Source organism: Methylobacterium sp. E-016 (assembly GCF_022829745.1).
Lineage (GTDB): Bacteria > Pseudomonadota > Alphaproteobacteria > Rhizobiales > Beijerinckiaceae > Methylobacterium.
Map to the genome: position 1 here is coordinate 1 of NZ_JAKSYF010000124.1, position 22,725 is coordinate 22,725.

At 65.6% G+C, this 22,725-nt stretch carries 21 protein-coding genes, 1 tRNA gene and 1 pseudogene; 15 read left to right on the forward strand and 8 right to left on the reverse strand.

Annotated elements, in window-relative coordinates:
* Positions 1-947: 947 nt before the first annotated feature.
* Positions 948-2,072: pseudogene (locus MKK68_RS16535) on the forward strand (recombinase family protein); the annotation flags it as partial.
* Between the two features lie 513 nt (positions 2,073-2,585).
* Here the strand turns inward: MKK68_RS16535 and MKK68_RS16540 are convergent.
* Positions 2,586-2,660: transfer RNA gene (locus MKK68_RS16540), tRNA-Glu, on the reverse strand.
* A 236-nt stretch (positions 2,661-2,896) separates the two neighbouring features.
* Here MKK68_RS16540 and rlmB point away from each other — a divergent pair.
* Complete coding sequence (gene rlmB / locus MKK68_RS16545; protein ID WP_244031499.1) at positions 2,897-3,841, forward strand: 23S rRNA (guanosine(2251)-2'-O)-methyltransferase RlmB; 945 nt, start codon at positions 2,897-2,899, stop codon at positions 3,839-3,841.
* A gap of 50 nt (positions 3,842-3,891) precedes the next feature.
* Here rlmB and purD read toward each other — a convergent pair whose 3' ends face one another.
* Positions 3,892-5,172 (reverse strand): phosphoribosylamine--glycine ligase, encoded by a 1,281-nt coding sequence (purD, locus tag MKK68_RS16550; RefSeq protein WP_147841946.1) that lies wholly within the window; start codon positions 5,170-5,172, stop codon positions 3,892-3,894.
* Between the two features lie 131 nt (positions 5,173-5,303).
* Here purD and xseA point away from each other — a divergent pair, with 131 nt between their 5' ends.
* Entirely contained in the window at positions 5,304-6,986 is a 1,683-nt protein-coding gene (gene xseA / locus MKK68_RS16555; protein WP_244031501.1) for an exodeoxyribonuclease VII large subunit, read from the forward strand.
* Between the two features lie 35 nt (positions 6,987-7,021).
* On the opposite strand, the gene MKK68_RS16560 is transcribed toward xseA, so the two are convergent.
* Complete coding sequence (locus MKK68_RS16560; RefSeq protein ID WP_244031509.1) at positions 7,022-7,771, reverse strand: GNAT family N-acetyltransferase; 750 nt, start codon at positions 7,769-7,771, stop codon at positions 7,022-7,024.
* A gap of 156 nt (positions 7,772-7,927) precedes the next feature.
* Here MKK68_RS16560 and MKK68_RS16565 point away from each other — a divergent pair, with 156 nt between their 5' ends.
* From MKK68_RS16565 to MKK68_RS16575, 3 genes are all read left to right on the forward strand, one after another.
* Entirely contained in the window at positions 7,928-8,530 is a 603-nt protein-coding gene (locus MKK68_RS16565; protein WP_243946626.1) for a PAS domain-containing protein, read from the forward strand.
* 147 nt (positions 8,531-8,677) lie between these two features.
* The gene (locus MKK68_RS16570) at positions 8,678-8,905 is read left to right on the forward strand and encodes a DUF4170 domain-containing protein (RefSeq protein WP_147728057.1); all 228 of its coding nucleotides are present in this window, start codon (positions 8,678-8,680) and stop codon (positions 8,903-8,905) included.
* A 171-nt stretch (positions 8,906-9,076) separates the two neighbouring features.
* Positions 9,077-10,021 carry a ribose-phosphate pyrophosphokinase gene (locus MKK68_RS16575; protein ID WP_147728058.1) on the forward strand — a complete coding sequence of 315 codons (945 nt, stop codon included), beginning with the start codon at positions 9,077-9,079 and terminating at the stop codon, positions 10,019-10,021.
* Between the two features lie 19 nt (positions 10,022-10,040).
* Here the strand turns inward: MKK68_RS16575 and MKK68_RS16580 are convergent, their stop codons facing one another.
* Both MKK68_RS16580 and MKK68_RS16585 read right to left on the reverse strand, forming a co-directional pair.
* Positions 10,041-10,265 (reverse strand): hypothetical protein, encoded by a 225-nt coding sequence (locus MKK68_RS16580; RefSeq protein WP_147728059.1) that lies wholly within the window; start codon positions 10,263-10,265, stop codon positions 10,041-10,043.
* Between the two features lie 56 nt (positions 10,266-10,321).
* Positions 10,322-11,212 (reverse strand): metal-dependent phosphohydrolase, encoded by an 891-nt coding sequence (locus tag MKK68_RS16585; protein ID WP_147728060.1) that lies wholly within the window; start codon positions 11,210-11,212, stop codon positions 10,322-10,324.
* Positions 11,213-11,439: 227 nt separating this feature from the next.
* Between MKK68_RS16585 and MKK68_RS16590 the strand changes: the two genes are divergently transcribed.
* Together MKK68_RS16590 and MKK68_RS16595 are read left to right on the forward strand one after the other, a co-directional pair.
* Positions 11,440-11,799, forward strand: a complete 360-nt coding sequence (locus MKK68_RS16590; protein WP_244031511.1) for a DUF4062 domain-containing protein — start codon at positions 11,440-11,442, stop codon at positions 11,797-11,799.
* Positions 11,800-11,876: 77 nt separating this feature from the next.
* A complete protein-coding gene (locus tag MKK68_RS16595) occupies positions 11,877-12,404 on the forward strand; it encodes a hypothetical protein (RefSeq protein ID WP_244031513.1) in 528 nt (175 codons plus the stop codon).
* Between the two features lie 65 nt (positions 12,405-12,469).
* On the opposite strand, the gene MKK68_RS16600 is transcribed toward MKK68_RS16595, so the two are convergent.
* Positions 12,470-12,607 carry a hypothetical protein gene (locus tag MKK68_RS16600; RefSeq protein WP_187275488.1) on the reverse strand — a complete coding sequence of 46 codons (138 nt, stop codon included), beginning with the start codon at positions 12,605-12,607 and terminating at the stop codon, positions 12,470-12,472.
* Between the two features lie 114 nt (positions 12,608-12,721).
* Here MKK68_RS16600 and MKK68_RS16605 point away from each other — a divergent pair, with 114 nt between their 5' ends.
* From MKK68_RS16605 to MKK68_RS16615, 3 genes are all read left to right on the forward strand, one after another.
* Positions 12,722-13,807, forward strand: coding sequence for a site-specific integrase (locus MKK68_RS16605; RefSeq protein WP_244031515.1), 1,086 nt, complete (start codon positions 12,722-12,724; stop codon positions 13,805-13,807).
* A 588-nt stretch (positions 13,808-14,395) separates the two neighbouring features.
* Positions 14,396-15,160 carry a hemerythrin domain-containing protein gene (locus MKK68_RS16610; protein ID WP_244031517.1) on the forward strand — a complete coding sequence of 255 codons (765 nt, stop codon included), beginning with the start codon at positions 14,396-14,398 and terminating at the stop codon, positions 15,158-15,160.
* Positions 15,161-15,194: 34 nt separating this feature from the next.
* Positions 15,195-16,070 carry a DUF4336 domain-containing protein gene (locus tag MKK68_RS16615; protein WP_244031525.1) on the forward strand — a complete coding sequence of 292 codons (876 nt, stop codon included), beginning with the start codon at positions 15,195-15,197 and terminating at the stop codon, positions 16,068-16,070.
* 22 nt (positions 16,071-16,092) lie between these two features.
* Here the strand turns inward: MKK68_RS16615 and MKK68_RS16620 are convergent, their stop codons facing one another.
* Entirely contained in the window at positions 16,093-16,743 is a 651-nt protein-coding gene (locus tag MKK68_RS16620) for a hypothetical protein (RefSeq protein ID WP_244031527.1), read from the reverse strand.
* Positions 16,744-17,358: 615 nt separating this feature from the next.
* On the opposite strand from MKK68_RS16620, the gene MKK68_RS16625 reads away from it, so the two are divergent.
* From MKK68_RS16625 to MKK68_RS16635, 3 genes are all read left to right on the forward strand, one after another.
* Positions 17,359-17,937 (forward strand): hypothetical protein, encoded by a 579-nt coding sequence (locus tag MKK68_RS16625; protein ID WP_244031529.1) that lies wholly within the window; start codon positions 17,359-17,361, stop codon positions 17,935-17,937.
* 77 nt (positions 17,938-18,014) lie between these two features.
* Entirely contained in the window at positions 18,015-18,209 is a 195-nt protein-coding gene (locus MKK68_RS16630; RefSeq protein ID WP_244031531.1) for a hypothetical protein, read from the forward strand.
* A 152-nt stretch (positions 18,210-18,361) separates the two neighbouring features.
* On the forward strand, positions 18,362-19,336 hold the full coding sequence (locus MKK68_RS16635; protein ID WP_244031533.1) for an STM4504/CBY_0614 family protein: 975 nt from the start codon (positions 18,362-18,364) through the stop codon (positions 19,334-19,336).
* A gap of 1,182 nt (positions 19,337-20,518) precedes the next feature.
* Here the strand turns inward: MKK68_RS16635 and MKK68_RS16640 are convergent.
* On the reverse strand, positions 20,519-20,749 hold the full coding sequence (locus MKK68_RS16640) for a hypothetical protein (protein ID WP_244031535.1): 231 nt from the start codon (positions 20,747-20,749) through the stop codon (positions 20,519-20,521).
* A gap of 272 nt (positions 20,750-21,021) precedes the next feature.
* On the opposite strand from MKK68_RS16640, the gene MKK68_RS16645 reads away from it, so the two are divergent.
* Positions 21,022-22,020, forward strand: coding sequence for a DNA-directed RNA polymerase (locus MKK68_RS16645; RefSeq protein WP_244031544.1), 999 nt, complete (start codon positions 21,022-21,024; stop codon positions 22,018-22,020).
* Positions 22,021-22,725: the final 705 nt, after the last annotated feature.

The window sequence follows — 22,725 nt, forward strand, 5'->3', positions numbered from 1 at the left end:
AGGCCCACGACAAGCCCGCGAAGCTCGCTCAGCGAAAGGGCATCCAAACCATCGGGATCCGGCAGCGCCATGCCGCATGTTGAATCACGCCCGAGCCAAACCGCAAAACGCCACCGCCCGGTGATCTGCCCCAGTTACGCGGCTGGGTCGACCTTGCGCTGGGTGTGAATCCTGGCTGCCCACCCACATAGATTGTGGAATCCGAGAGTGCTGGCCGCCTACACTGAGCTGCCCGGTCGCGCCAGAGCTCCTCGAAACTCAACCGCTCAGCCGATGCGGTCTGCGTAAAGCTCAATCGACCGCTTGCGCTTGCTCAAGTTTCGAGGAATCTTAGCCGTACACGGCGGTTCGTCTTTTGGTGGACGCGTCGTGTCGCGCCGGGGAAGGTGAAGAAACTGACCCACGCTGGCCGGCGGCTAGCCCTGGATGCGTAGGCTGCCGGTCGGCGTGGGACCTCACGTGCTTCGTGGTGTATCGACCCTCCGCTCCGCCGGTGGCGCGTACCCCAGGTGCGTCGACGCCGGCACGGATGACATCGGGCGCGGTAGCCGGCGCCAAGACATCGCTGAAGTCCCCGGCCGCCGGAGCACCTGTCAAAGGTCGGGGAGCCCACTTCGGCACCGATGCGCCCGCGCCGCTGTCCCGTCAGCGCAAACGCGGACGTGTGCCCAGACGCGATCCTGATCCGCCTCAGGTCGTGAACGATCTCCCGCGCCCGGTGCCGGTCACATGGGCCGAGCTCGACGTGATCGAGACCTTCCTCGGTGACGCGATCACCGCGCTTCTGCGCGACTTATCGCGATGACGCTCGCACGCCCCCCGACCCTGCCGGCCGAAGCCCCGCCTGCCCAGAGCGTGGCGACAGGCCTGTGGATCATGGCGCATCCCGGCTTTGCCTGTCTCCGCCGCCGACTCACCCTGCCGCAGCCGTCTGCGAGGTTCGAACCATGAAACTGATCAAGCGCTCGAACCGTCCGCTGCCCGCACGCGACGGACAACTGCGCGCCTGCGTCTACCTGCGCGTCTCGACGGGCCGGCAGGCCGAGAGCGATCTCTCCATCCCCGATCAGCGCAAATCGGTACAAACTTACTGTGCCGCCCACGGCTGGCCCGTCATCGCCGAGCATGTCGAACCCGGAGCCTCTGCCCTCGCCGACAACCGTCCCGCCTTCCAGGCCATGATCGCTCGAGCCGAGGACGGCGACCGCCCCTACGACGTCATCGTGGTGCACTCCCTCTCCCGCTTCTTCCGCGATGCGTTGGGGATGGAGATATATGTGCGCCGCCTCGCCAAGGTCGGGGTGCGGCTCGTCTCGATCACCCAGGAACTCGGCGACGATCCCGCTGCCGAGATGATGCGCCAAATGTTCGCGCTCTTCGACGAGTACAGCAGCCACGAGAACAGCAAGCACGTCCAGCGCGCGATGAACGAGAACGCGCGTCAGGGCTTCTACAACGGCTCCAAGCTGCCGCTCGGCTACACGCTTGAGGAGGTCGAGCGGCGCGGCAGCCGGATGAAGAAGCGGGCGATCGTCGACCCGGTCGAGGCCGAGACGGTCCGGTTGATCTTTCGGCTCTACCGGCATGGCGACGGGCAGTCGGGTCCGCTCGGGGTGAAAGCGATCTGCTGCTATCTGAACGAGCGAGGCTACCGCACGCGTGCCGGTGCACGATTCGGCGTGGCTACGATCCACCGCATCCTGACGAACCGGATCTACGTCGGCGAGTGGAGCTTCAATAAGTACTGCTCGAAGACGCTGCAGGAAAAGCCGAAGGCGGAGCACATCGCCGTCGCCGTGCCGCCGATCATTACGCTTGACGTCTTCGAGGCAGTGCAGACGACGCTGAAGGCGCACAATCCGCGTGTTACGCCGCCGCGGGTGGTGACGGGTCCGATCCTGCTCACTGGACTTGCGACGTGCACAAGCTGCGGCGGCGCGATGACCATGCGGACCGGGACCTCGAAATCGAAGAAGGTGCACACCTACTACAGCTGCTCGACGAAGGCGCGTCAGGGGGCGACGGGCTGCTCGGGCCGCTCGATCCGAATGGCTACGCTCGATACGCTCGTCACCGACCACCTCGTGGCCGAACTGCTGCAGCCCGAGCGTTTGCGGGCGACTTTGGCATCGCTCTGGGCGCTCAGAGCCGAGCGTGCGGCGGAGGTCGACGGCCGTGTGGCTGCGCTGCGCAGCGAACTCACGCTGGCGGAGGAGAAGCTGCGGCGGCTTTACCGGCTCGTGGAAAACGGTGAGGACGAGCCGGACGACCTCCTGCAGGAGCGGCTCTCCGCTTTGCGGGCGGAACGGGATCTAGCGAAGGCTGCGCTTGGCCGGATCCGTGATACCAGCCCGGGCTCTGCCGAGATCAGCCTTGAAACGATCGAGCGCTTCGGGCGTCTGATGCGCGAGCACGTTACGTCGGGCGAGATCCCGTTTCGAAAGGCGTGGCTTCAGGCGATCGTCGACCGGGTGGAGGTCGCAGCGGACGTGATCCGCATCGTCGGCGACAAGGAGAGCCTGGAAACTGCCATAACCGGAGCCGGTGGCGCAGACGTACCCGGTGTTCGCAGTTTTGTACGCAAATGGCGCGCCCTGCGGGAGTCGAACCCGCCTCTTCAGCGTGAAAGGCTGACGTCCTAACCGATAGACGAAGGGCGCTGGCGCTGGGCCGAGGTTTCTATAGTCGGGCCACGGGCGGAGGGCAACGGGCGGATCGCGGCTTGTGCGGCGGCGGCGGGCGCGGGCCGGTTTGTCGCGGATGGAGCGGGATGGCGGCGCCGGGCGGGTGCGGCAACTTCGCCCCGCCCGTGCTAACGCTGCCGCTTCGCGCGCCTTGGCGGGGCGCTGTTTTCCTGCGCGGTCGCGCGCAGCACGGGTCTGGAATGGTTGAGCGGATGGCGAGCGAGAGCGATGACGGCGGCGACGGCGGGCGGCCGACCGGGTCCGAGGTGCGAAAGCCCGGCTTCGGCAAGGCCGATCATGGCAAGCCAGGGTATGGGAAGCCCGGCTTCGGCAAGTCGAGCCACGGCAAGCCGGGTTACGCCAAGCCCGGCTTCGGAAGACCCGCTTTCGGAAAACCCGGCTTCGGCAAGCCCGCCTACGGTCAGCGGCCGCGGCCGGCCGGGCCGCAGCCGGCGCACGAGGGCGCCGCGGTGATCTACGGGTTCCACCCGGTGGTGCAGGCGATGGGCAATGCCGAGCGGATCCTGCACCGGCTGCTCGCCACCGAGAACGGCGCCGCGCGCCTCGTGGAGGAGCTGGGCACCCTGCGGATCGAGCCCGAGCTGGTGCGGCCGTCCGACATCAACCGGCTGCTCGGGGCGGATGCGGTGCACCAGGGCCTCTACCTCGAGGCGGAACCCCTCGCCTCGCCCGGCCTCGACGCGCTGCCGGCCGACGCGCTGCTGCTGGCGCTCGACCAGATCACCGATCCGCACAATGTCGGGGCGATCGTGCGTACCGCCGCGGCCTTCGGCGTCACAGGCATCGTCACGACCGCGCGCCATGCGCCGGGCGCCACCGGCGTGCTGGCGAAATCCGCCTCCGGCGGCCTGGAGCACGTGCCGTTCCTGGTGGTGCGCAACCTCGCCGAGGCCCTGATCGCCCTCGGCGCGCAGGGCTTCACCCGCATCGGCCTCGATTCCGACGCCGAGACCGGCCTCGACACGCTGACCCCGACGCGGCCGGCGGTGATCGTGCTCGGCGCCGAGGGCAAGGGGCTGCGCGAGCGCACCCGCGCCTGCTGCGACGTGCTCGCCAAGATCCCGTTCACCGGCGAGATCCGCAGCCTCAACGTCTCGAACGCCGCCGCGATCGCCCTCTACGCCCTCGGCCGTTAGTTTGCGATCTGGCGACGCGGGACACACCCGCCTCGCCCGGTCGCAAACGGTCAGATGCCGTGGCCGGCGACCTCGCGGGCGACGGCGCGCCGGCCGATGTCGCGGCGACAGAACCCTTCCGGCCAGTCGATCCGGGCGACCGCCGCGTAGGCGCGGGCCTGCGCCTCCAGCACGCTGTCGCCGAGCGCGGTGACCGCCAGCACCCGGCCGCCGTCGGCGAGGATGGCCTCGCCCTCGGCCCGGGTCCCGGCCTGGAACACCAGGGCGCCGTCGCGCTCGGCATCGGCGATGCCGCGGATCGTCGAGCCGCGCACCACCGTGCCGGGATAGCCGGCCGCCGCCATCACCACGGTCAGCGCCGCGCGCGAGGCGTCGAATTCCAGGCAGACGCCGGTGAGGTCGCCGTCGCAGGCCGAGAGCAGCGCCGGCACGAGGTCGGAGGCGAGCCGCGGCATCAGCACCTGCGCCTCCGGGTCGCCGAAGCGGGTGTTGTACTCGATGAGCTTGGGGCCGTCCGCGGTCAGCATCAGGCCGGCATAGAGGATGCCGGTGAACGGCGTGCCGCGCGCGCGCATGCCGTCGAGCGTCGGCTGGATGATCGTCTCCATCACGGTCCGCTCGATCGCCGGCGTGACGATGCCCGCCGGCGAATACGCGCCCATGCCGCCGGTGTTGGGACCGCGGTCGCCGTCGAAGACCCGCTTGTGGTCCTGCGCCGTGCCCATCGGAATCGCCCGCGTGCCGTCGCACAGGGCGAAGAAGCTCGCCTCTTCGCCGAACAGGCATTCCTCGATCACGACTTCCGCGCCCGCCTCCGCGAACAGCGCCCGCAGCGCGCCCTCGGCCTGCTCCACCGTCTCGGCGACGGTGACGCCCTTGCCGGCGGCGAGCCCGTCGGCCTTCACCACGATCGGGGCGCCCGCGGCGCGCACGTGCGCGAGGGCGGGATCGAGCGCGGCGAAGCGGCCGTAGCCCGCCGTCGGGATGCCGCGCTCGGTGCACAGCTCCTTGGTGAAGCCCTTCGAGCCTTCGAGCTGCGCGGCGGCCTTCGTCGGGCCGAAGGCGCGGATGCCGGCCCGCGTCAGGTCGTCCACGAGGCCGGCGACCAGCGGCGCCTCGGGCCCGATCACTACGAGGCCGATGCGCTCGGCCTCGCAGAAGCTGCGGACCGCGCCATGGTCGGCGACGTTCAGCTCCGGCCGGTTCTCGCCGTGCTGCGCGGTGCCGGGATTGCCCGGCGCCGTGAGCAGCCGGGTGCAGAGCGGGCTTTTCGCGAGGGCATAGGCGAGGGCGTGCTCGCGGCCGCCGTTGCCGATGAGAAGGATGTTCATGCGATCAGGATGTTCCCGAAATCCGGGAGCGGGGAAAGGGCCGTTTCGCACGAAGGCGGGCGTCGTGCACCGGATCCACCGTCGCGCGGCGGCCTTTGACCTCGGCGCCGCGTCCGCATAGCACTCTCGCCATGGCCCTCGTCCCGCCCCCCGCCCCCCGCAGGTCGCCGCCGGCCGCGGACGTCCCGCCCGCGGCCGTGCTGGTCGCCAACCAGCCGGAATGGTCGGTGGGCGACCTCGCCTCGGCGCTCAAGCGTACCCTGGAGGACGCGTTCGGGCACGTGCGGCTGCGCGGCGAGATCTCGGGCTTCCGCGGGCAGCACGGCTCGGGGCACGCCTACTTCTCGCTCAAGGACGGCAACGCCCGCATCGACGCGGTGGTGTGGAAGGGCACCTTCAATCGCCTGCGGCAGAAGCCGCAGGAGGGGCTCGAGGTCGTCGCCACCGGCAAGATCACGACGTTTCCCGGCAAGTCCTCGTACCAGATCGTCATCGAGAGCCTCGAGCCGGCCGGCATCGGCGCCTGGATGGCGCTGCTGGAGGAGCGCAAGCGCGCGCTGGCGGCCGAGGGTCTGTTCGCGGCCGAGCACAAGCGGGCGATCCCGTTCCTGCCGCAGGTCGTCGGCGTGGTGACCTCGCCGACCGGCGCGGTGATCCGCGACATCCTGCACCGGCTGGAAGACCGGTTCCCGCGCCCCGTGCTGGTCTGGCCGGTGCGCGTGCAGGGCGACGGCGCGGCCGACGAGATCGCCGCCGCCATCCGCGGCTTCAACGCGCTGCCGGCCGGCGGCGCGATCCCGCGGCCGGACGTGCTGATCGTCGCCCGCGGCGGCGGCTCGATCGAGGACCTGTGGGCGTTCAACGAGGAGGCGGTGGTGCGCGCCGCCTTCGAGAGCCGGATCCCGCTGATCTCGGCAGTCGGGCACGAGACCGACACCACGCTGATCGACTTCGTCTCCGACCGGCGCGCGCCGACGCCGACCGGCGCCGCCGAGATGGCGGTGCCGGTGCGGGGCGATCTGCTGGTCACCCTCGACGACCTGACCCGCCGCCGCCGCGGCGCGGTGGAGCGCAAGCTCGACCGACTCGGCGCGGATTTCCGCTCGGCGCTGCGGGCGATGCCCGGTGCCGACGCGTTCCTGGCGGCCAAGCGCCAGCGGCTCGACCTCGCCGAGGCCCGGCTCGCGCCGGCGCTCGCGGGCAACGCCCGCGCCTTCCGCGAGCGGTTCTCGCGCCTGCTCGACCGGCTCGTGCGGCATCCGCCGGAACTGGTTCTGGCCCGGGCGCGGGCGCGGCTCGCGGCGATCGACCATCGGCCGCGCCAGGCGCTCGCCAACCACGCGACCCGCAAGGGCGACGCGCTCGCCGCGCTGAGCCACCGGCTGGTTGTCGCGCGGACGACGACGCTGCGCCGGGCCGAGACCGAGACCGCCCGGTCGCGCGAGCGGCTGGCCGCGTCGCACGCGCGGATGGTGCAGGCCGGGGCCGGGCTGATCGAGCGCCGCAGCGCCCGACTCGAACGGGCCGGCGGCCTCCTCGGCAGCCTCGGCTACCGCGCCGTGCTCGCCCGCGGCTACGTGCTGGTCCGCGACGGCGCGGGCGCAACGCTGCGCTCCGGCCTCGGATTGCCGGCGGGCACGCCCGTGACGCTGCAGTTCGCCGACGGGCTCGTGGCGGCCAGGACCGAGGGGGAAGCGGCCGCACCCGCGCCGGAGGGCGCCCCGCCGGCGCGGAAGCGCGCCCCGCGCCGGGCCAAGGCCGCGCCGGCCGCACCCGCACCGACCGCCGCGCAGGGCTCGCTGTTCGAGGCGTAGATCCCGACGACAAAAGACCCGGCGATCGCGCGGGCTCAGCCCGGCCAGCGGTAGTGGTAGCGCAGCAGCTCGGTGCGAAATCCGAGACCGTCGTAGAGCGCGCGGGCGGCTTCGTTCTCGGCCACCACCTGGAGGCAGGCGCCGGTCGCGCCGTTGGCGCGGGCCCAGCGCATCAGGGCGCCGACGGTGCGGCGGGCGTGGCCCTGCCCGCGCAGCCGCTCCGGCGTCGCGACGGACTCGATCACCGCGAGCGATCCGCAGATCACCGCGTAGCCCATCGAGGCGGTCTCGCCCGCCCGCTCCAGGGCGGCGAAGGCGCGGGGGCCGCGGATGCGGCCGGTCATCGCGGCGTAGATCGCGGCGGCCTCCGCGCCCGCGCCGGCAAGCCGGGCGCGGAGCGCGAGCCAGCCGGCGTCGGGCGCCGGCACCAGCCGCACGCCCGGATCGAGCCCGGCCGGCACCCCGTCGAGGGCGGCGAACAGGGTGAGCGCATGGCCTTCCGCGCCGTAGCCCCGGTCCGCGAGCGGTTGGTCGAGCTCCGGCGCGAGGCTGACCACCCGCACGATCGCCGGCTGGCCGAGCGCCGCATATTCGCGCTCGCAGGCCGCGATCGCCGTGGCGGCGGGCCCGCGCGGCCCGCGGGTGGGATTGAGCGAGTTCGTCCGCCGGGTCGGCCCGCCCGAGGCGCGCAGCAGCCATCCGTCGAGGTGATCTTGACGGGTCGCGGGCCATGCGTCGCGGCAGGCCGCTTCCGCCGTCCAAGCGAGGTCGTCGTGCTGTGACATGCCTTGTCCGCGGGCTGCCGGGGGGGCGGTTCCTATCACGGACGGAGGCGGACCCGACCGCCCAGACTCTTAACGTGTGGTTGTATCGACGAAGTCGAAACCGTATGTGATTTGTTGCTCGACGTTTCCGATCCTCATGACACCTTTGGCAGGCCGATGGAATTCGACGGCATCGACGAGAGAGGACATGCGGCGGAAGAGCTGCATGCCGCCCTCCAGGCGTCGGGCGTCGTCGGCACCTGGGACTGGAACCCGGTCACGCGTCGCGTGCGCTACGACCGGGGGGCCGCCGAGCTCCTGGCGGGCGACGCCGCTTTGGCCGGGCGCGAACTCGAGTTCGACGAGGCGGTCGCCGGCATCCACCCCGACGACCTGCCGTGGATGACGACCGAGGTGCAGCGCGCGATGCGCGTCGGCGGCCTCGTGCTGGCGGAGTACCGCGCCGGGATGCTCTCCGGGCAGCCGCGCTGGGTCCTGAGCCGCGGGCGGGTCTTCCACGATCCGCATGGCCGGCCCGTGCGCAGCACCGGCATCCTGATCGACATCACCGAAGGGCGGAAGGCCGAGGCCGGCTACGTGGTGGCCGCTCCGGATCCGGAGCAGGAGGCGCCGCTGCTGCGCGCCGCCGACCTCTGCATCGCGCTGCACGCCGCGGTCGCCGAGAGCGGGTCCGAGGCCCTGCGCGGCATGACCGACCGGCTGCTGTTCCAGATCGGCCGCGAGATCGCGCAGGCCGAGCGCGAGGCCTCCCGGCACTGATGGCGTCGGCCCGGCAGGTCTGCGCTTGGCGGGTCCGCGCCGGGCGGGCTTGACGGCGGCGATGGGGTTTGCGACGCGCCCGGCGATGCCGCGCCCTGCGGCACGCGTCCTGCCTGAGGGCGCGCGTGCCGCGACCAGGAGAGACCCGTGACCACGACGATCGCCAGCGACCAGCTGCTCCACCTCGTCTTCGGCGGCGAGCTCGAGGACATCGAGGGCATCCGGTTCAAGGACCTCGCCGGCCTCGACATCGTCGGCATCTTTCCCGACTACGCCTCGGCCAAGGCGGCGTGGCGCGCCAAGGCGCAGGCCACCGTCGACAGCGCGCAGACCCGGTACTTCGTCGTCCACCTCCACCGCCTGCTGGAGCCGTAGGGCGCCGGCTGTGCAGAGCGCGGGCCGGCGCGGCGCCGGCCATTGTGACGGTTCGACCGCGCTGATAAGAGCCCGATCGACGCGGATGCCGACGGGCCTGTCGATCGGCCGGTCGTTCCAGGTCTTCAGGACGTGTCTCGGCCCGAGACCCCAAATGTTGAGCCCGCAGGCATGAAGTCTTCGATCAAGATCATCGCCGGCAATGCCAGCCGGCCCTTGGCGGAGGCGATCGCCGGATACCTGGAACTGCCGCTCGCCAAGTGCATGGTCCGGCGCTTCGCCGACATGGAGATCTTCGTCGAGATCCAGGAGAACGTGCGCGGCGAGGACGTCTTCATCGTCCAGTCGACCTCCTACCCGGCCAACGACCACCTGATGGAGCTGCTGATCATGATCGACGCCGCGCGCCGGTCCTCGGCGCGGCGCATCACGGCGGTGATCCCGTATTTCGGCTACGCCCGGCAGGACCGGCGCACCTCGGGCCGCACCCCGATCTCGGCCAAGCTCGTCTGCAACCTGATCACCGAGGCCGGCGCCGACCGCGTGCTGACGCTCGACCTCCATGCCGGCCAGATCCAGGGCTTCTTCGACATCCCGACCGACAACCTGTTCGCCGCCCCGGTGATGGTGCGCGACATCAAGGAGCGGCTGACGAGCACCGACCGCATGGTGGTCTCGCCCGACGTGGGCGGCGTGGTCCGCGCCCGGGCGGTGGCCAAGCGCATCGACGCGTCGCTGGCCATCGTCGACAAGCGCCGCGAGCGCGCCGGCGAGTCCGAGGTGATGAACATCATCGGCGACGTCGAGGGCCGCTCCTGCATCCTCGTCGACGACATCGTCGATTCCGGCGGCACCCTCGTCAACGCGGCCGAAGCCCTGCTCAACGCCGGCGCCAAGGAGGTCTCGGCCTACATCACCCACGGGGTGCTCTCGGGCGGCGCGGTCTCGCGCATCGCCGCCTCCCGGATGAAGGAGCTGGTGATCACCGACTCGATCCAGCCGACGCAGGCCGTCAAGCTCGCCCGCAACATCCGCGTCGCGACGATCGCCCCGCTGCTTGGCGAAGCCATCGGCCGGACCGCGACCGAGGCCAGCGTGTCGAGCCTGTTCGACTGACACCCGCGCATCCTCCCCCCTACCCGTCCCGTCCCCGCACGAAGCCCCGCGAGATCAGCCGGCTGCGCTCGCGCGCCCGGCGGTCGGCTTCGAGCAGGTCGGAGAGCGCGTCGGCGATGACGCAGCGCAGGGCGAGGTCGGCGTCGCCCGCGCTGGTGAGGAGGTAGGCGCGGGCGATGTCCTCGACCGGGCAGCGGCCGGGCGGCAGGTCGGCCCGGCGGGCGGGAGCGGAGGCGACGGGCATGAGGTGCGACTCGTTTGAGAACATAACGAGAACACACCAGATCGGTTAAGGTTCGGTCAAGGGGTCGCGGAAGGGGGCGGAGACGGGGCCGGCTCGCCCGAGCCGGGATGCGGCCCCATCCGCCGGCGGTCGTGCTCGATCGCGAAGACGTGGGCGTAGAGGTTGGCGACCCAGCGCCGGCCTTCCACGGTAAGGTCGAGGGCGCGGATCGCGTCGCCGATCACCGGCTCGACCTTGCCCCAGAAGAAGCTCGGGTAGCGCTCGGCCAGATCCGCCGGGTCGACGTAGCCGAGCGGCTCGCACAGGCCCGCCTCCTTCAGCTCGTGGAACAGCGCGTTGAGCTTGCGCGGGTAGAGCGGATCGCCGAGCTGGCCGATGAGGTCGGCCGCGCGCATCAGCCCGGCCTCCGTCGCGGTCTCGGCGTGGTCGCCGTCGTCGGGCACCGGGAAGCGCGTCAGCTCGATGGCGCGGGCCACGCGGCCGGCATCGACGAACTCGTGGTCGGAAAAGCGCTCCCACACCGCGATCTTCGAGCGCTCGACGTGGTGCGCCGTGAGCCCGGCATCGGACGCCCCGCGCGGCAGCCCGACGGTGGTGCCGGCGCGGTCGATCACGAACCGGGTGCGCGTGTCGCCGGCGCAGACGCCGCGGACGTAGCCGATGTCGTGGTAGAGCGCGGCCAGGATCGCGTGCAGCCAGTCGCGCGGCGACACCCCCTGCGCCACGAAGCGCCCGCGCAGGATGTCCTGGGCGACCAGCGTCACCAGGGTGGTGTGGTAGGCGTCGTGGTAGAGCGCGTCGCTCTGCACGATCCGCTCGATCGTCAGGCGCGCCGATTCCTCGATCACCTCGACATAGCCCGGCTCCCGGCTGCCGAAGGTGCGCCGGTAGACCAGGGCGAGGTGCTCGCCGAGCGCGTTGGCGAGGAGCTTTGTGGCGTCGAGCATGGGAGGCTGCCAAAAAGGCTGAAAAAAGGCTTAAGAACTCATGCCCTACACCCTAACGCTCATCTCGATCGATGGTCCGGCGCGTAAATACGTGAAATTTGCACAAGCGGTGGTATGAGTAGATTTTAATCATATGCAAAGCCCTATTGCATATGATTTTTCTAGTTTGTTCCATCGCTTAATGCATCGAAAAAATCAAAATCGCGAAGGCAAGCAGGGCCTACAAAATGGAGAAGAAGTATCAAATTTTTATATCATCAACCTATACCGATCTAATTGACGTTCGAAGAGAAATTGCAAAGGCTGTATTGCGGCAGACTGAAATACCTGCCGCCATGGAAGATTTTGGTTCGATTGATAAAAAAGCTTTGGATTATATCAAAGAAGTAATCGATCAATGTGATTATTACGTTTTAATCATAGCGGGGCGATACGGATCTTCAGATGAAACAGGCATAAGTTACACCGAGCAAGAATACGACTATGCCGTTTTGAAATCGAAAACGGTGTTAGTTTTTATTAGAAAGAACGTCGGTGATATTCCATCTTCCGATGTTGATACAGAAAAAGCAAGCTCAGGAAACTGAATAAGTTCCGTGAGAAAGCCTCGAAAGGTAGACTTGTTGCCTTTTGGGACGATCCGAAATTACTCGTTGTCGATGTCATGATTGCGCTGAGTAACGCTTTTCGTTCACATCCCGGCGTGGGTTGGGTCAGAGCCGGGAATATCGATCAAAGCACTGCGGTGAAGTTAAAGCAACTGGAATACGAAAATCACATCCTAAAGTCAGAAATTTTAGAACTAAAGTCGCAACTTGCTGTCGAAGATTTGGCCCTTGATGATCATTTATTTTTGTTCGAAATCGTATTGGAATATTTTGGCCGGCGAGGCTCACAAGAGAGAAAAATAAAGTTGAGCTGGGCTGAGATATTTTCTATAATAGCGCCTATTATGAAAATGGATACAGACGTTCGACTTGTTCGGCAAAGATTTTCATCAATAATAGCATCTGTCATTCGCAACGAAGAGGATGGGATCGGTCTTTCTGAGGTAAGTGATAAATCGTTTGAAACTATAATATCCTATTTTATACGCTGCAGCTTTTTAGAACTAGTGAACGATCGCGTTGTTATTGTTACAAGATTGGGTAATAGATTTATAAATGAATACAAGATTCTCTTAAAAAAATAATTAGCAACATACAGAAATGGCGCCCCAGAGACTATAAGCAGGCTGGGGCGCTCGCTGAATATTTCTTAAGTATGAATTACCTTCCCATAAGCATCCAGCACGCTCTCATGCATCATCTCGGACAGCGTCGGGTGCGGGAAGACCGTGTGCATCAGGTCTTCCTCGGTGGTCTCGAGGTTCATGGCGACGACGTACAAAGCCATGCACTGATAGTGCCTTAGGGCACCACCCCGGTCTAGGGGGTAGGTAGGGGTAGGAGGCGACAGGGCACCCTCGTGGAACTCGCTGGCACAATCTGGGCACAGTGAGTGAGACCCATGGCCACCATCAGGAAGCGGAACGACAAGTGGCACGTCCAGGTGAGGCGTAAGGGGTCCGCTACGGTGACCCGGTCGTTTCTCACCAAGGCCGATGCTCAGACCTGGGCACGACAGACCGAGACCCAGGCAGACAGGAGGGGTCTCCCGGCTGGCCTCAGGACCCTCGACACCCTCACCGTGGGTGACATCATGGTGCGCTACCGAGACACCGTGACCCCTACCAAGAGGGGAGCCGTCCGGGAGGCAATGGCGGTGAAGGTGCTGCTCAAGCATGCCATCGCGAAGGTGCCCCTGAGCGCCCTCACGGTCGCCAAGGTGGCGGCCCACCGAGACCACCGGCTTCGCACTGTGAAGCCCGCGAGCATCAACCGGGAACTGGCCCTCTACCGGCACGCCTTCGAGGTTGCCCGGAAGGTCTGGGACGTACCCCTCTCCGAGAACCCATTCGCCCTCGTGGTGAAGCCCAAGGTCCTGGATGCCCGAACCCGACGCTTGGAGGCCGGCGAGTGGGAGGTCTTGCGGGAGGGCTGCCGGAGGTCCCGGAACCCGAACGTCCTACCCATGGTCGAACTGGGCCTAGAGACCGCCATGAGGCGCGGAGAGGTCCTCCGGTTGCGGTGGCCGGATATCGACTGGACCAAGCGCACCCTGCTCATCCCGACCACGAAGAACGGGCATGCGCGGACCATACCGTTGACCGGGCGGGCCTTGGCGGTGCTCCGGGAACGGATGGCGGTAGCGGCCTCGGGGGAGCTTCGGGTCTTCCCGACGAGTGAGGATGCGGTGAAGACGGCGTGGCGGTGGGTGATGAAGCGAGCCCCCCTCCTTGACTTCCGGTACCACGACCTCCGGCACGAGGCTGTGAGCCGGTTCTTCGAGCTGGGCCTGAGCATCCCTGAAGTCGCCCTCATCAGCGGCCACCGGGATACCCGGATGCTAATGCGGTATACCCACCTGAGGCCCGAGGCGTTGGCGGACAAGCTGGCAAAACTCGGGGCGCCTGTGGTGGTCTCGGCGCCCGCGCCGTTGCGGCGGTCACGGTGGGCCCCTGAGGCGGCGAGCGCCAAGCGGCGAGGCAGGTGAGGCTCTACGGTGGGAGGTCTAAGCCGAACGGCATCCCGCCCGGCCGCCGCACCGTAGTAGTCCCATGGTGCCAGTAACCCTCTGATGCTTTAAGCCCGCTCTATCGCCGCAGGGCCTTCTCCAAGCGAGCTGTGCCATATATTGCCTTAATCGCCGGCCATCGAGCGGCGGCAATTGGCCAGCCCAGAATTATGATGCAGTACCACCATTCTCTCTCAGGCCCGGCATCGTTGACCGTATGGCCTGCTGATACGAGCACGAAGGCCACGGAACCGAGGGAGCTGCCCAGCCTCCAAGAGGCGCTGGATGAAGCCCTCAAGGCGCTCAACGACGGCACCGGGACGCCTTGGGTCACCACTAGTGACGGCCTCATCCTGTCGCCGGCCCATCTCAGGGGCATGCTGCATTCGGCTTGAAGTTCCGAATGGCCCTACCGGTAATGCCCTTTATTCCGCCGGGCCCTCCCCGGAAGTGTCTGCCATCCGTAAACGCTGACGCAAATTCGGGAAAGTCCAGCCACAAAGAACCACGCTGAGGAACAGCTAGAGAGCGAGACGGTTAGGAGGTACAACTTAGGGAGTACCGCTCATGGATGTCTGGCAGCTCATCGGACGCGACCACGCGAACATCGAGCATCTCATCCATGAGGCGCCGAGGGCCTTGAACGGACCCGGTGTCGTGCGAAGCCGCGAGACGCTCCTCGGGGAGCTGATTAACGAGCTGGAGGCACACGCCTCGGCCATCGAATACAGCCTGTATGGCCCCCTCGCGCAGCGGCCTGAGACGAGCCAGCTCGCCGCCGAGCTGTATGCCGGGCACAGGGAGTTCATGCGGCAGCTTAACGGGCTGACACGGTATCGCCGGAAGGGCTCCGAAGGCTGGCTCGATACCTTCGAGGATGTGACCTTCCTCGTTGACCAGCACCTTCACCGGCTCAAGCGCGAACTGCTGCCCGCGGCTCAGAAGGTCCTCTCGGCGGACGAGGTCCGGGATGCGACCCGCATATTCATTAGGGCCAAGACGCGGGTCATACAGGGGCGCCGTCCCACTCGATTTGGCGAGCTTGTGTCAAGTGAGATGGGACTTGGCGTTATCGTCGGCACTGCCGTAGCCGGCCTCGGGTACCTGCTCTGGCAGGGTGGGTACCTTGGCAGGTCTACTAGCCGCTCAAGGTCGAACGGTCGCTCAGCATCGAACGTTGGGCAGAGGGGCACCAACCCGGCCACGGCATTCATGCCTGCTGGCCACGACACGAGCAGCATCGGGAGGGATCGCCAGGAGCGGTTACTCGATGATGGGCTTGAGGAGACCTTCCCCGCCAGCGATCCGATATCGGCCCAGCGGTTCACCTGAGGGGACGGCGGAGAGCGGACAGGAGATCGGGAGCGTGACCGACCACATCAGCTACCCGCCACTGAATACGCCTAAGCTGGTTGCTGATGGCGTCTGGATCGTGGACGCTGCGCCGGTCCACCCGGGCGGCATTCCTCTACCCATCCGCATGACGGTGCTGCGGCTAGCAGGCGGTGGGCTACTGCTGCATTCGCCTATTCCGTACCGCCCGAGCCTTCACCGCGCTCTGGAGGCGATGGGCCGCGTCGAGCACCTTGTGGCCCCGAGCGTGGGCCACTGGATGTTCCTTCGCGACTGGCAGGAAGCTTGCCCGAACGCAATCACCTGGGCGGTCCCGGGGCTTGCGGACCGTGGGCAGGTTCGCCGCTCCGGCGTTCGGATCGACGCGGAGCTGACGAACAAGCCACCTCGCATTTGGGTGGGCGAGATTGACCAAGTGCTGGTCACCGGTCCCGTGTTCAAGGAGGTCTGTCTCTTCCACCGCCCGAGCAAGACGCTCCTCCTTACGGACCTCGTCATCAACCTGGAGGGCGACCTCCTACCGCTTGGTCCGCGGACTCTCGCATGGGTCCTCGGGATCGTCGCGCCGAACGGCAAGGCGCCCCTCTACCTCCGGCTCCTCCTCCGCATGAATCATCGAGAGGTCGTACTCGCAGCTTGGAGGCTCGTGGCGTTCAACCCGGATCGGGTCATCTTCACGCATGGCCATTGGTTCAACCGCGACGCGACGGGCCAACTGCGGCGCTCGCTCTCGTGGCTTCTCGGGCCCGTCGAAGGCGAGCGGCAGCTTCCACAGTGGAGCATGCTCCCGGTCGCCCTGCCACGAACCTCTACAGTCCTTGCTGCCGCGGCGCTGCTGGGTCTCGTTGCGGTGGTGGCTTACCGTAGGCAGAGGCGGCCCGATGTCTGAGGTGGGAGCCCAGTGCTAAGGTTTACTTCGCCGCCGGGGCTCCCGGGTTTGCCTCAGGATCAATCTCTCGGTTCTGATTGGCTGCGCCCTCGGTAGGCTCCTTCTGAGCGGCGACCTGCTGGCGTGTCACGCTCAGCAGCTTGTCGAGCGTTGCCAATTCCCCGGTCTTCGCCGTGAGGTCCTCCTCAACCGAGGAAAGCTGGCCTTGTGTCTCTGCGAGTTTGCTCCGGGCAGCCTCCAGCTCAGAGGCGCTACTCAGCTTCTCCGCGCTCAACTTCGTCACGGCATCTTGCACCTGGCCTCGCTCGGCGTGTGCGAGGGCTATGTCTCGTGCCGCCGCCGCCAAGGCATCGCTCGACTGCTGAGCCCGGGCCTGGAGGGCAACAAGCTGCTGAGCTTGGGCGCTCAGCATCTTGTCAGCCTCCTCTGCTCTTTGCTGCAACTCGCTGCGGCGCAGCTCCAAGGTGGAAAGCTCTTCCCGAGCCGTCACGAGCTTCTGAGTGGCCAGCTTGCCCTCCTGCTCGCTTGCGGCGATTCTGGCCTGCAACTCGGTGAGCGCTCCTGTCGTCGCCTGTTGCTGGGCTAGTTGTCGCCGGAGGTCTTCTTGGACTGTCACGAGCATGGTGATGTGCCGAGCATGCAACCGGCGCTCATTGCCTTGCTGGAGGGCCATGATGATCTCGGCAGCGAGCAAGGCGACGGTAGCGATAGCTAATCCGAGCGGGACAGGCCGACGCAGTTCCGAGATGATTCCTAGTGCCACAGGGCGACCTCGCAGGCTGGCGGGTAGGAGAACCATCAACGCGAGGATAGGGCGGCTGGCTCCGCCTTGGGCTGGGCCGCATGCTCGGTCTGGAGCTTTGGTCTTGTGTGGGCAGCGCCCATTGTAGGGCTCGCTGGTCGCTCGCTAGTTTCGTCTGGTCCTGGCGTCAGAAGACCCACCGATATGCAGAGGGCAGCGACTACGCCAATGGCTATTGCGGTCACCCTCGCGCCAACCGTTGCGCTCGCCCGCCGGGGGATCGTTGAGGACGGCACCGCGGGGCGAGACCTCCAGGGCGCGGCGGCCTTCCTCGCGCTGTTCCCGGTGGTGGCCGTGGCGGTCTTCGCGATACCTCGGTGGTTTGGCTGGCGAGAGTCGAGGCCACGATCCACTCACTGGGCAAACTGGCGGCGGTGGCGTCGGGCGGAGCTACGGCAGCGGCTTCGGCTTGAAGGCGCTGGCGGATGAGATGGCCCGGATCTAGGCGCCCGAGGCGGTGCGGGGTCTGAAGTGGGAGCTGCGATTATGAGTGCCGACGACGCTAGCTTCGATTTACATAACCGCCGGAAACGTACAGTTGTAGGACTTGCTACAGCCCTGGAAGTAGCGTGCCGGGACTTCGAGATTTTAGGCCGAATGCTCGACAACGAGATACGGGTAGTGGCTGACTTAGATTGCCCGGAATTTATGAAGGCGCTCGAAAACGTCCGGATCAATGGGACCATTCACTCGGCCCTCGTGCAATCGTTCGTTTTTAACGCTGCGAGAGCCGTTCGTATCTGCGAACAGGGCGCTTCTCTCCTATTAGTCAACAGAGAGCACCGCCGGACATTTCAAGCCGCGCTTAAGGCTCTAGGAGATGCTCGCGACATAAACGAACACGGGTATGACCCGAAAGATCAGCCGCGCCGGAAGAACCTAAGGGCTCAGATGCATTTGCATGAAGCCGGCGGCGTCGCTGTGGACGAAACTTCGCTCATCATTGGTGGATCGAAGGACATACTGATGGGCCCGATCAATCTCTATGAGACTTATCTCGCCGTCTCTCGGTTCCGTGCCGTTGCCGGATTTAGAAGCCTGCCCCCCGAATACACAGCATCCTGAGCGGGCTTCGCCAATTGTAGCGCTCGCTAGACGCTCGCCACGTCCGCTCGCTTCGCGATTGAAGGAGACCCACCGACATGCGGAAGGCAGCGGCGACGGCGGTGTTCCTCATGGCCGCCCTCACGCCAACCCTCGCGCTCGCCCGGCGCGTGATCGTTGAGGACCGAACCGCGGGGCGAGACCTGCAAGGCGCGGCGGCATTCCTTGCGCTGTTCCCTGTGGTGGCCGTGGCGGTCTTCGCGATGGCCAGGTGGGTGGGCTGGCGAGAGTAGGTTCGAAGGCCACCATGCGCTTGCAGGTCACTCGGGTGGCGGTGGTGTTGGGCGGAGCTATGTGAGCGGCATCAGTTTGAAGGCTCTGGCGGAGGAGACTACTCGGATCGATGTGCCGGCGGCAGTGAAGGGTCTACGGCGGGTAGCCGCAGATGCTGCTATGCTATCGTAGCGATGACAAGCTGGAGACGGAAATGCTTACGCCAACTTATTCCAGACGGCGCCGACAGCAAGAATCAAGCAAAAATGACGTCTACGAATACGATCTCATATCCGATAAGGTGAGGGTGCAAGTTGTGCAGATTTTGCGCTCTGGTATGGGCTCATTTCATGCTTACGGCTATGAACACTCGGGTAGAGAGTTATACAGACACATCGTTCGCGAAATGAGACGCGAAGTCGGCGTGCATGAATTAGTGCAATATGCTTCCGACGAAGCGGATGAGCTTTTTAAGTTTATTGAGTTTACTCCGAGCGTTGAAACCTGGCTAGATGCCGTGGAGTACTGTCTGCGTGGAATAGATTATTTGATAAGGCAAAAACCTGACGACTACAAGGGAAGAGATGTCCGGCCTGACGATGCAATCGATGAATTTAATGCTCGACTACAAGAGGCGGCATTAGGATACCAATTCGTTAGCCCCGATATCGTTCGCATAGATTCGCAACTTATGCATAAAGAGGCGGTTCTACCTGTGTTGATCTTGCTCAATCAGGAGCGTTTCGCTGCTGCCGAACAGGAGTATAGGTCTGCCCACCACGCTTTTCGTAACAGAGAGCTAGAAGATTGCATTGTTGATTGCGGCAAGGCTTTTGAGAGTGTTCTCAAGATAATCGGCTCTGCTCGCAGGTGGCCAATTAAGAATACAGATTCAGCTAGTAAGTTAATCCAAGCGGCGGTCACATCGGGCTTTATCGCGCCCTATACATCTACAAGTCTCAACCATCTTAAGGGTTTGCTGGAAAGCTCCACCCCGACTGTTCGAAATAAGGAAGGTGGTCACGGGGCAGGTACCGTCCCTCGAAGCGTCTCACCCGAGTTGGCAGCTCTCCAATTGCATCAGACTGCCGCCATGATCCTTTACCTAGCACAGCGGGACGCTGCCCTTACGGCTGCGGGTGAGTGACAGTTGCGGTTGCTGGTTGCTCTGACAGGCTGGCGCTTATGCCTTAGCGCTGCTTGAAGGCGCGGGCTTTGCCCATTGTAGCGCTCGCTCGTCGCTCGCAGTCTTCCGCCCTGCTGGTTCGCAGCTCAAGGAGACCCATCATCATGCGGATGGCCGCTCCTACTGCGGTATTCCCTGTGGTCACCCTCACGTCCACCCTTGCGTTGGCCCGGCGGGTGATCGTTGAGGACGGAACAGCGGGGCGGGGCCTTCAAGGCGCGGCGGCCTTCCTCGTGTTGTACCCCTTGATGGCCGTAGCGGTCTTCGCGATGACTCGATTGGTGGACTGGCGGGGCTGACAACGGCCGAGAGAAGGCAAGACAAGCCCACCCCCGGCCAGCCCCGGCCACCATCTCGTCCGCCTACTGCTCCGGCACCATCCCACTCAGGTCCACCCCGAACGCTTGGCCCGCCTTCGCGATGGTCCCCGCGCCTGCCTTCTGGTCCGTCGTCGGGCCCTTCACCGCCGCATAAGCCGCACGGCCCCTCACGGCCTGCCTAAACACCGCCTCGCGCACCATCGGGTCCGCCATCAGCCGCTTGCCGGCACTTCGCGGCCTCAGGAGACCAACCAATAAGCGAAATGCGGCTGCAAGGCGGGCGCTCACTTGGGCGCTCCAATCGCCAATCATTCTCCTACCGCCGCCGTGTAGTTGGTCTTCTGTAAGACGCCGCTCTCATCACCGAGCTTGAACGTCTTTGACCGTCGCCAAACACGATGCCCCTCGTGATGGGCAGAGGGGAGACGGGCATGGTGTCGGGCATCAGGTGTACGTGGCAGCTATCAGGTCCCCCGTGCCGGCCTCATGGTCTAAGTCGTGGGTAACAGTGCATGGTGTCGGGCATGGTGCGAGGGCATCGGGCGTAGGTGCGCAAGGTCTTTGGGATGCAGCATACCCCTCCCCTTTAGCCGGAGCGGTTGTGCACGAAGGTGGCGAGCTGTTCCCGCCGATGGTGGCCTGATGCCGGCACTGTCTCGAGCTTCGGGTAGGAGGGTGATGGAGGGGAGACCACCACCCGCCTGGAGCCCGAGGGGCCACAGGTCTTCCACTCAGTCTCGCCACCACCGTCATGATCGGCGGTGAGAAGACGGTGAGCACAACACCTAAAGGGCCCACCCGGTGCCCTCTATGTGCGTCGTAACTAGTAGTGCTTTTTCAATGAGATAGGGAGGCGGTGGCCCGTCACGTCCTGGGCAGCCTCACCCATGATGCGGGCCGCCAAGTCGTCTTTCGATCCAGCGACCATCAGACCGTCATGCATCGGCAGCGCAGGGATGCCCTTGTCGGCTAGGGTGAGGAGTGCAGCCACCAGCACCTGCGACTCGCGGAACATGAGGCGAAGCCCAATGCCGGTCTCGAAGACCCCCGCCAAGGCTGGATGGGCGGTGAGAATGGCGGAACGAAGCTGAGAGGCCGGGAGACCAGAAGGCAGCATGCTCCGGGTGCCTCTAGGAGCCCGCGTGAGAGGCGAGGTTCGGAAGAGCATGGCAGAGACCACCTTCTTCACGCCCGGCCGCCAGCGCGGCTCTGAGAGCCCTGGGACGCTAGCGTAAAGGTCACCGGCCGGCGGCGTCAGGCCCGCCTCAACGTAGGCCAGCCGCAGGAACACGCCTGTCACACTCGGAGCGCCTATCCGCGGTCGCGGTGGAAGCGGCCAATTACCTCCAGGCCATTCCATGGCGTGTGAACCAGCGGCTGCTCGAAGTGGCATTGGAGGCGTGGCATCGCGACCTCGCCATCGCCGCCCTCCCTTCCCAAGTTTCCTTGAGGTCCACCGTCCTCCCGCTCGATGCAGCGGCGGACCCGCAGGCCGTCATTGGCTGGTATCAGCAGGCGGTGCACGTCGCCGCCAACGAGTACAGCAGGTCATCGGCGGTCCGGTTGGTAGAACCGGTCCTGGCGGCGGCGGAACAATACGCCGGCTTCGAGCGGTTCTACTTCCCACAAGCATTAAAGGGGGGCGGCCTTATCCCTGTCGCGGGAGGCTTCGGCCCCGATGACTTAGACCTTCCTCGCGCACTCATCGAATTTGCTGATGGGCAAGCGGTCACACAAGGACGCTCGGGAGGAAACGGCGGTGATGGTTGGATTGCCATACAGCTCTCGGCCTGCTTCGGCATCAAAACCAAAGACCACGACGCCCGCATTGCCTGGGTGTTCGACAGAGAAGAGCAATTCCGCCGGACCGCCTCGAACCCTTTAGCTAATCTGGAGTGGACGCATGCCGAGCGCCCTTGGTCGGCCTTGGCCGCGATCTTCGACTTTGTTGCCTTCTTGGAAGAGGGGTACGGATACGTCTCGCGCCTACCTATCTCAGCATCAGGTGGTCGCAATTTCCGGCCAGAACTTGTCTACACCGCCGTTCGTACAGCTCGGGATAGTGATGTCGCAATCGGTGGCTTGGTGCCCGACGCCTGTGTAATTCATGCCGCCAACGGGTGGCGGATACAGGCCATTTACGATGATATGCGAGCTGCATCGCAGGAGATGACTAAGGCTACGCTGGTATTAGCTAACTTACTGCACCTTCAGCAAACCCAACCGGAGCACGTGCTGCTTGCCGAGCTGGACTATTGGCACCGACGCTCTCGCGGTGAGTTCGACACAGCCAAGCCCATTGGCAGCGCCTCGGCAGCCCTGTAACGATGGGCACAGAGCGCAGACGCGGCGCTCCGGGGCGTGGAAACCCTGAAGCCTAGCGGAATGGTGCCGTCCGGAATGGCACCGCTCTCCTCGACCTTGCGGTCGGGGAGCCTGCGGCGCATGTCCAGGCTCTCCGGCTAAAGGCCGCAGGGACCGGCTAGGCTCGGTTTTCCAACTCCCCGATCACCAGGGTTCAGGAGCTTGCTTGCGGGGGCGTACCGCAGGCAGCAGCCCTCGGGGGGAACCAATGGCTCAGAGTAGTAATACGCTCGCAATCGGCGTGGCGTGTGCCGCGTTGCTGGCGGTCGGGGCGCAGTCTCTGTTCACCTCGAACAGCAGGTTTCAGGTAGCTGCGACAGCCAGCGGATCGTGGCGCATCGACACCTCAACAGGGCAGGTCTCCACATGCCGTGCCGCGGGCTACGCTCAGGCGCCCATTTGCAGCCCCTTCGGTGCTCAGACCCTAGCTGACATAGCAAAGCCGCGAGCTTCAACCGGAACGTCAGGCTCGCCTCAGCGTACCCCTACTCCGCCAGCCGCCTCGTCCAACATCGATGAGATTTTGAAGGGTATGGCTGAGGAGACTGATAAGCCAAAGAGCTAGGCTCGTCTGTGCGCCTTGAGGCACGGCGGATCATCTAAAGCAACTTCGTGCACGTAGGCTGGCTCATCCTCGGGTGACGATGAAGGGGTCCACCACCTCGG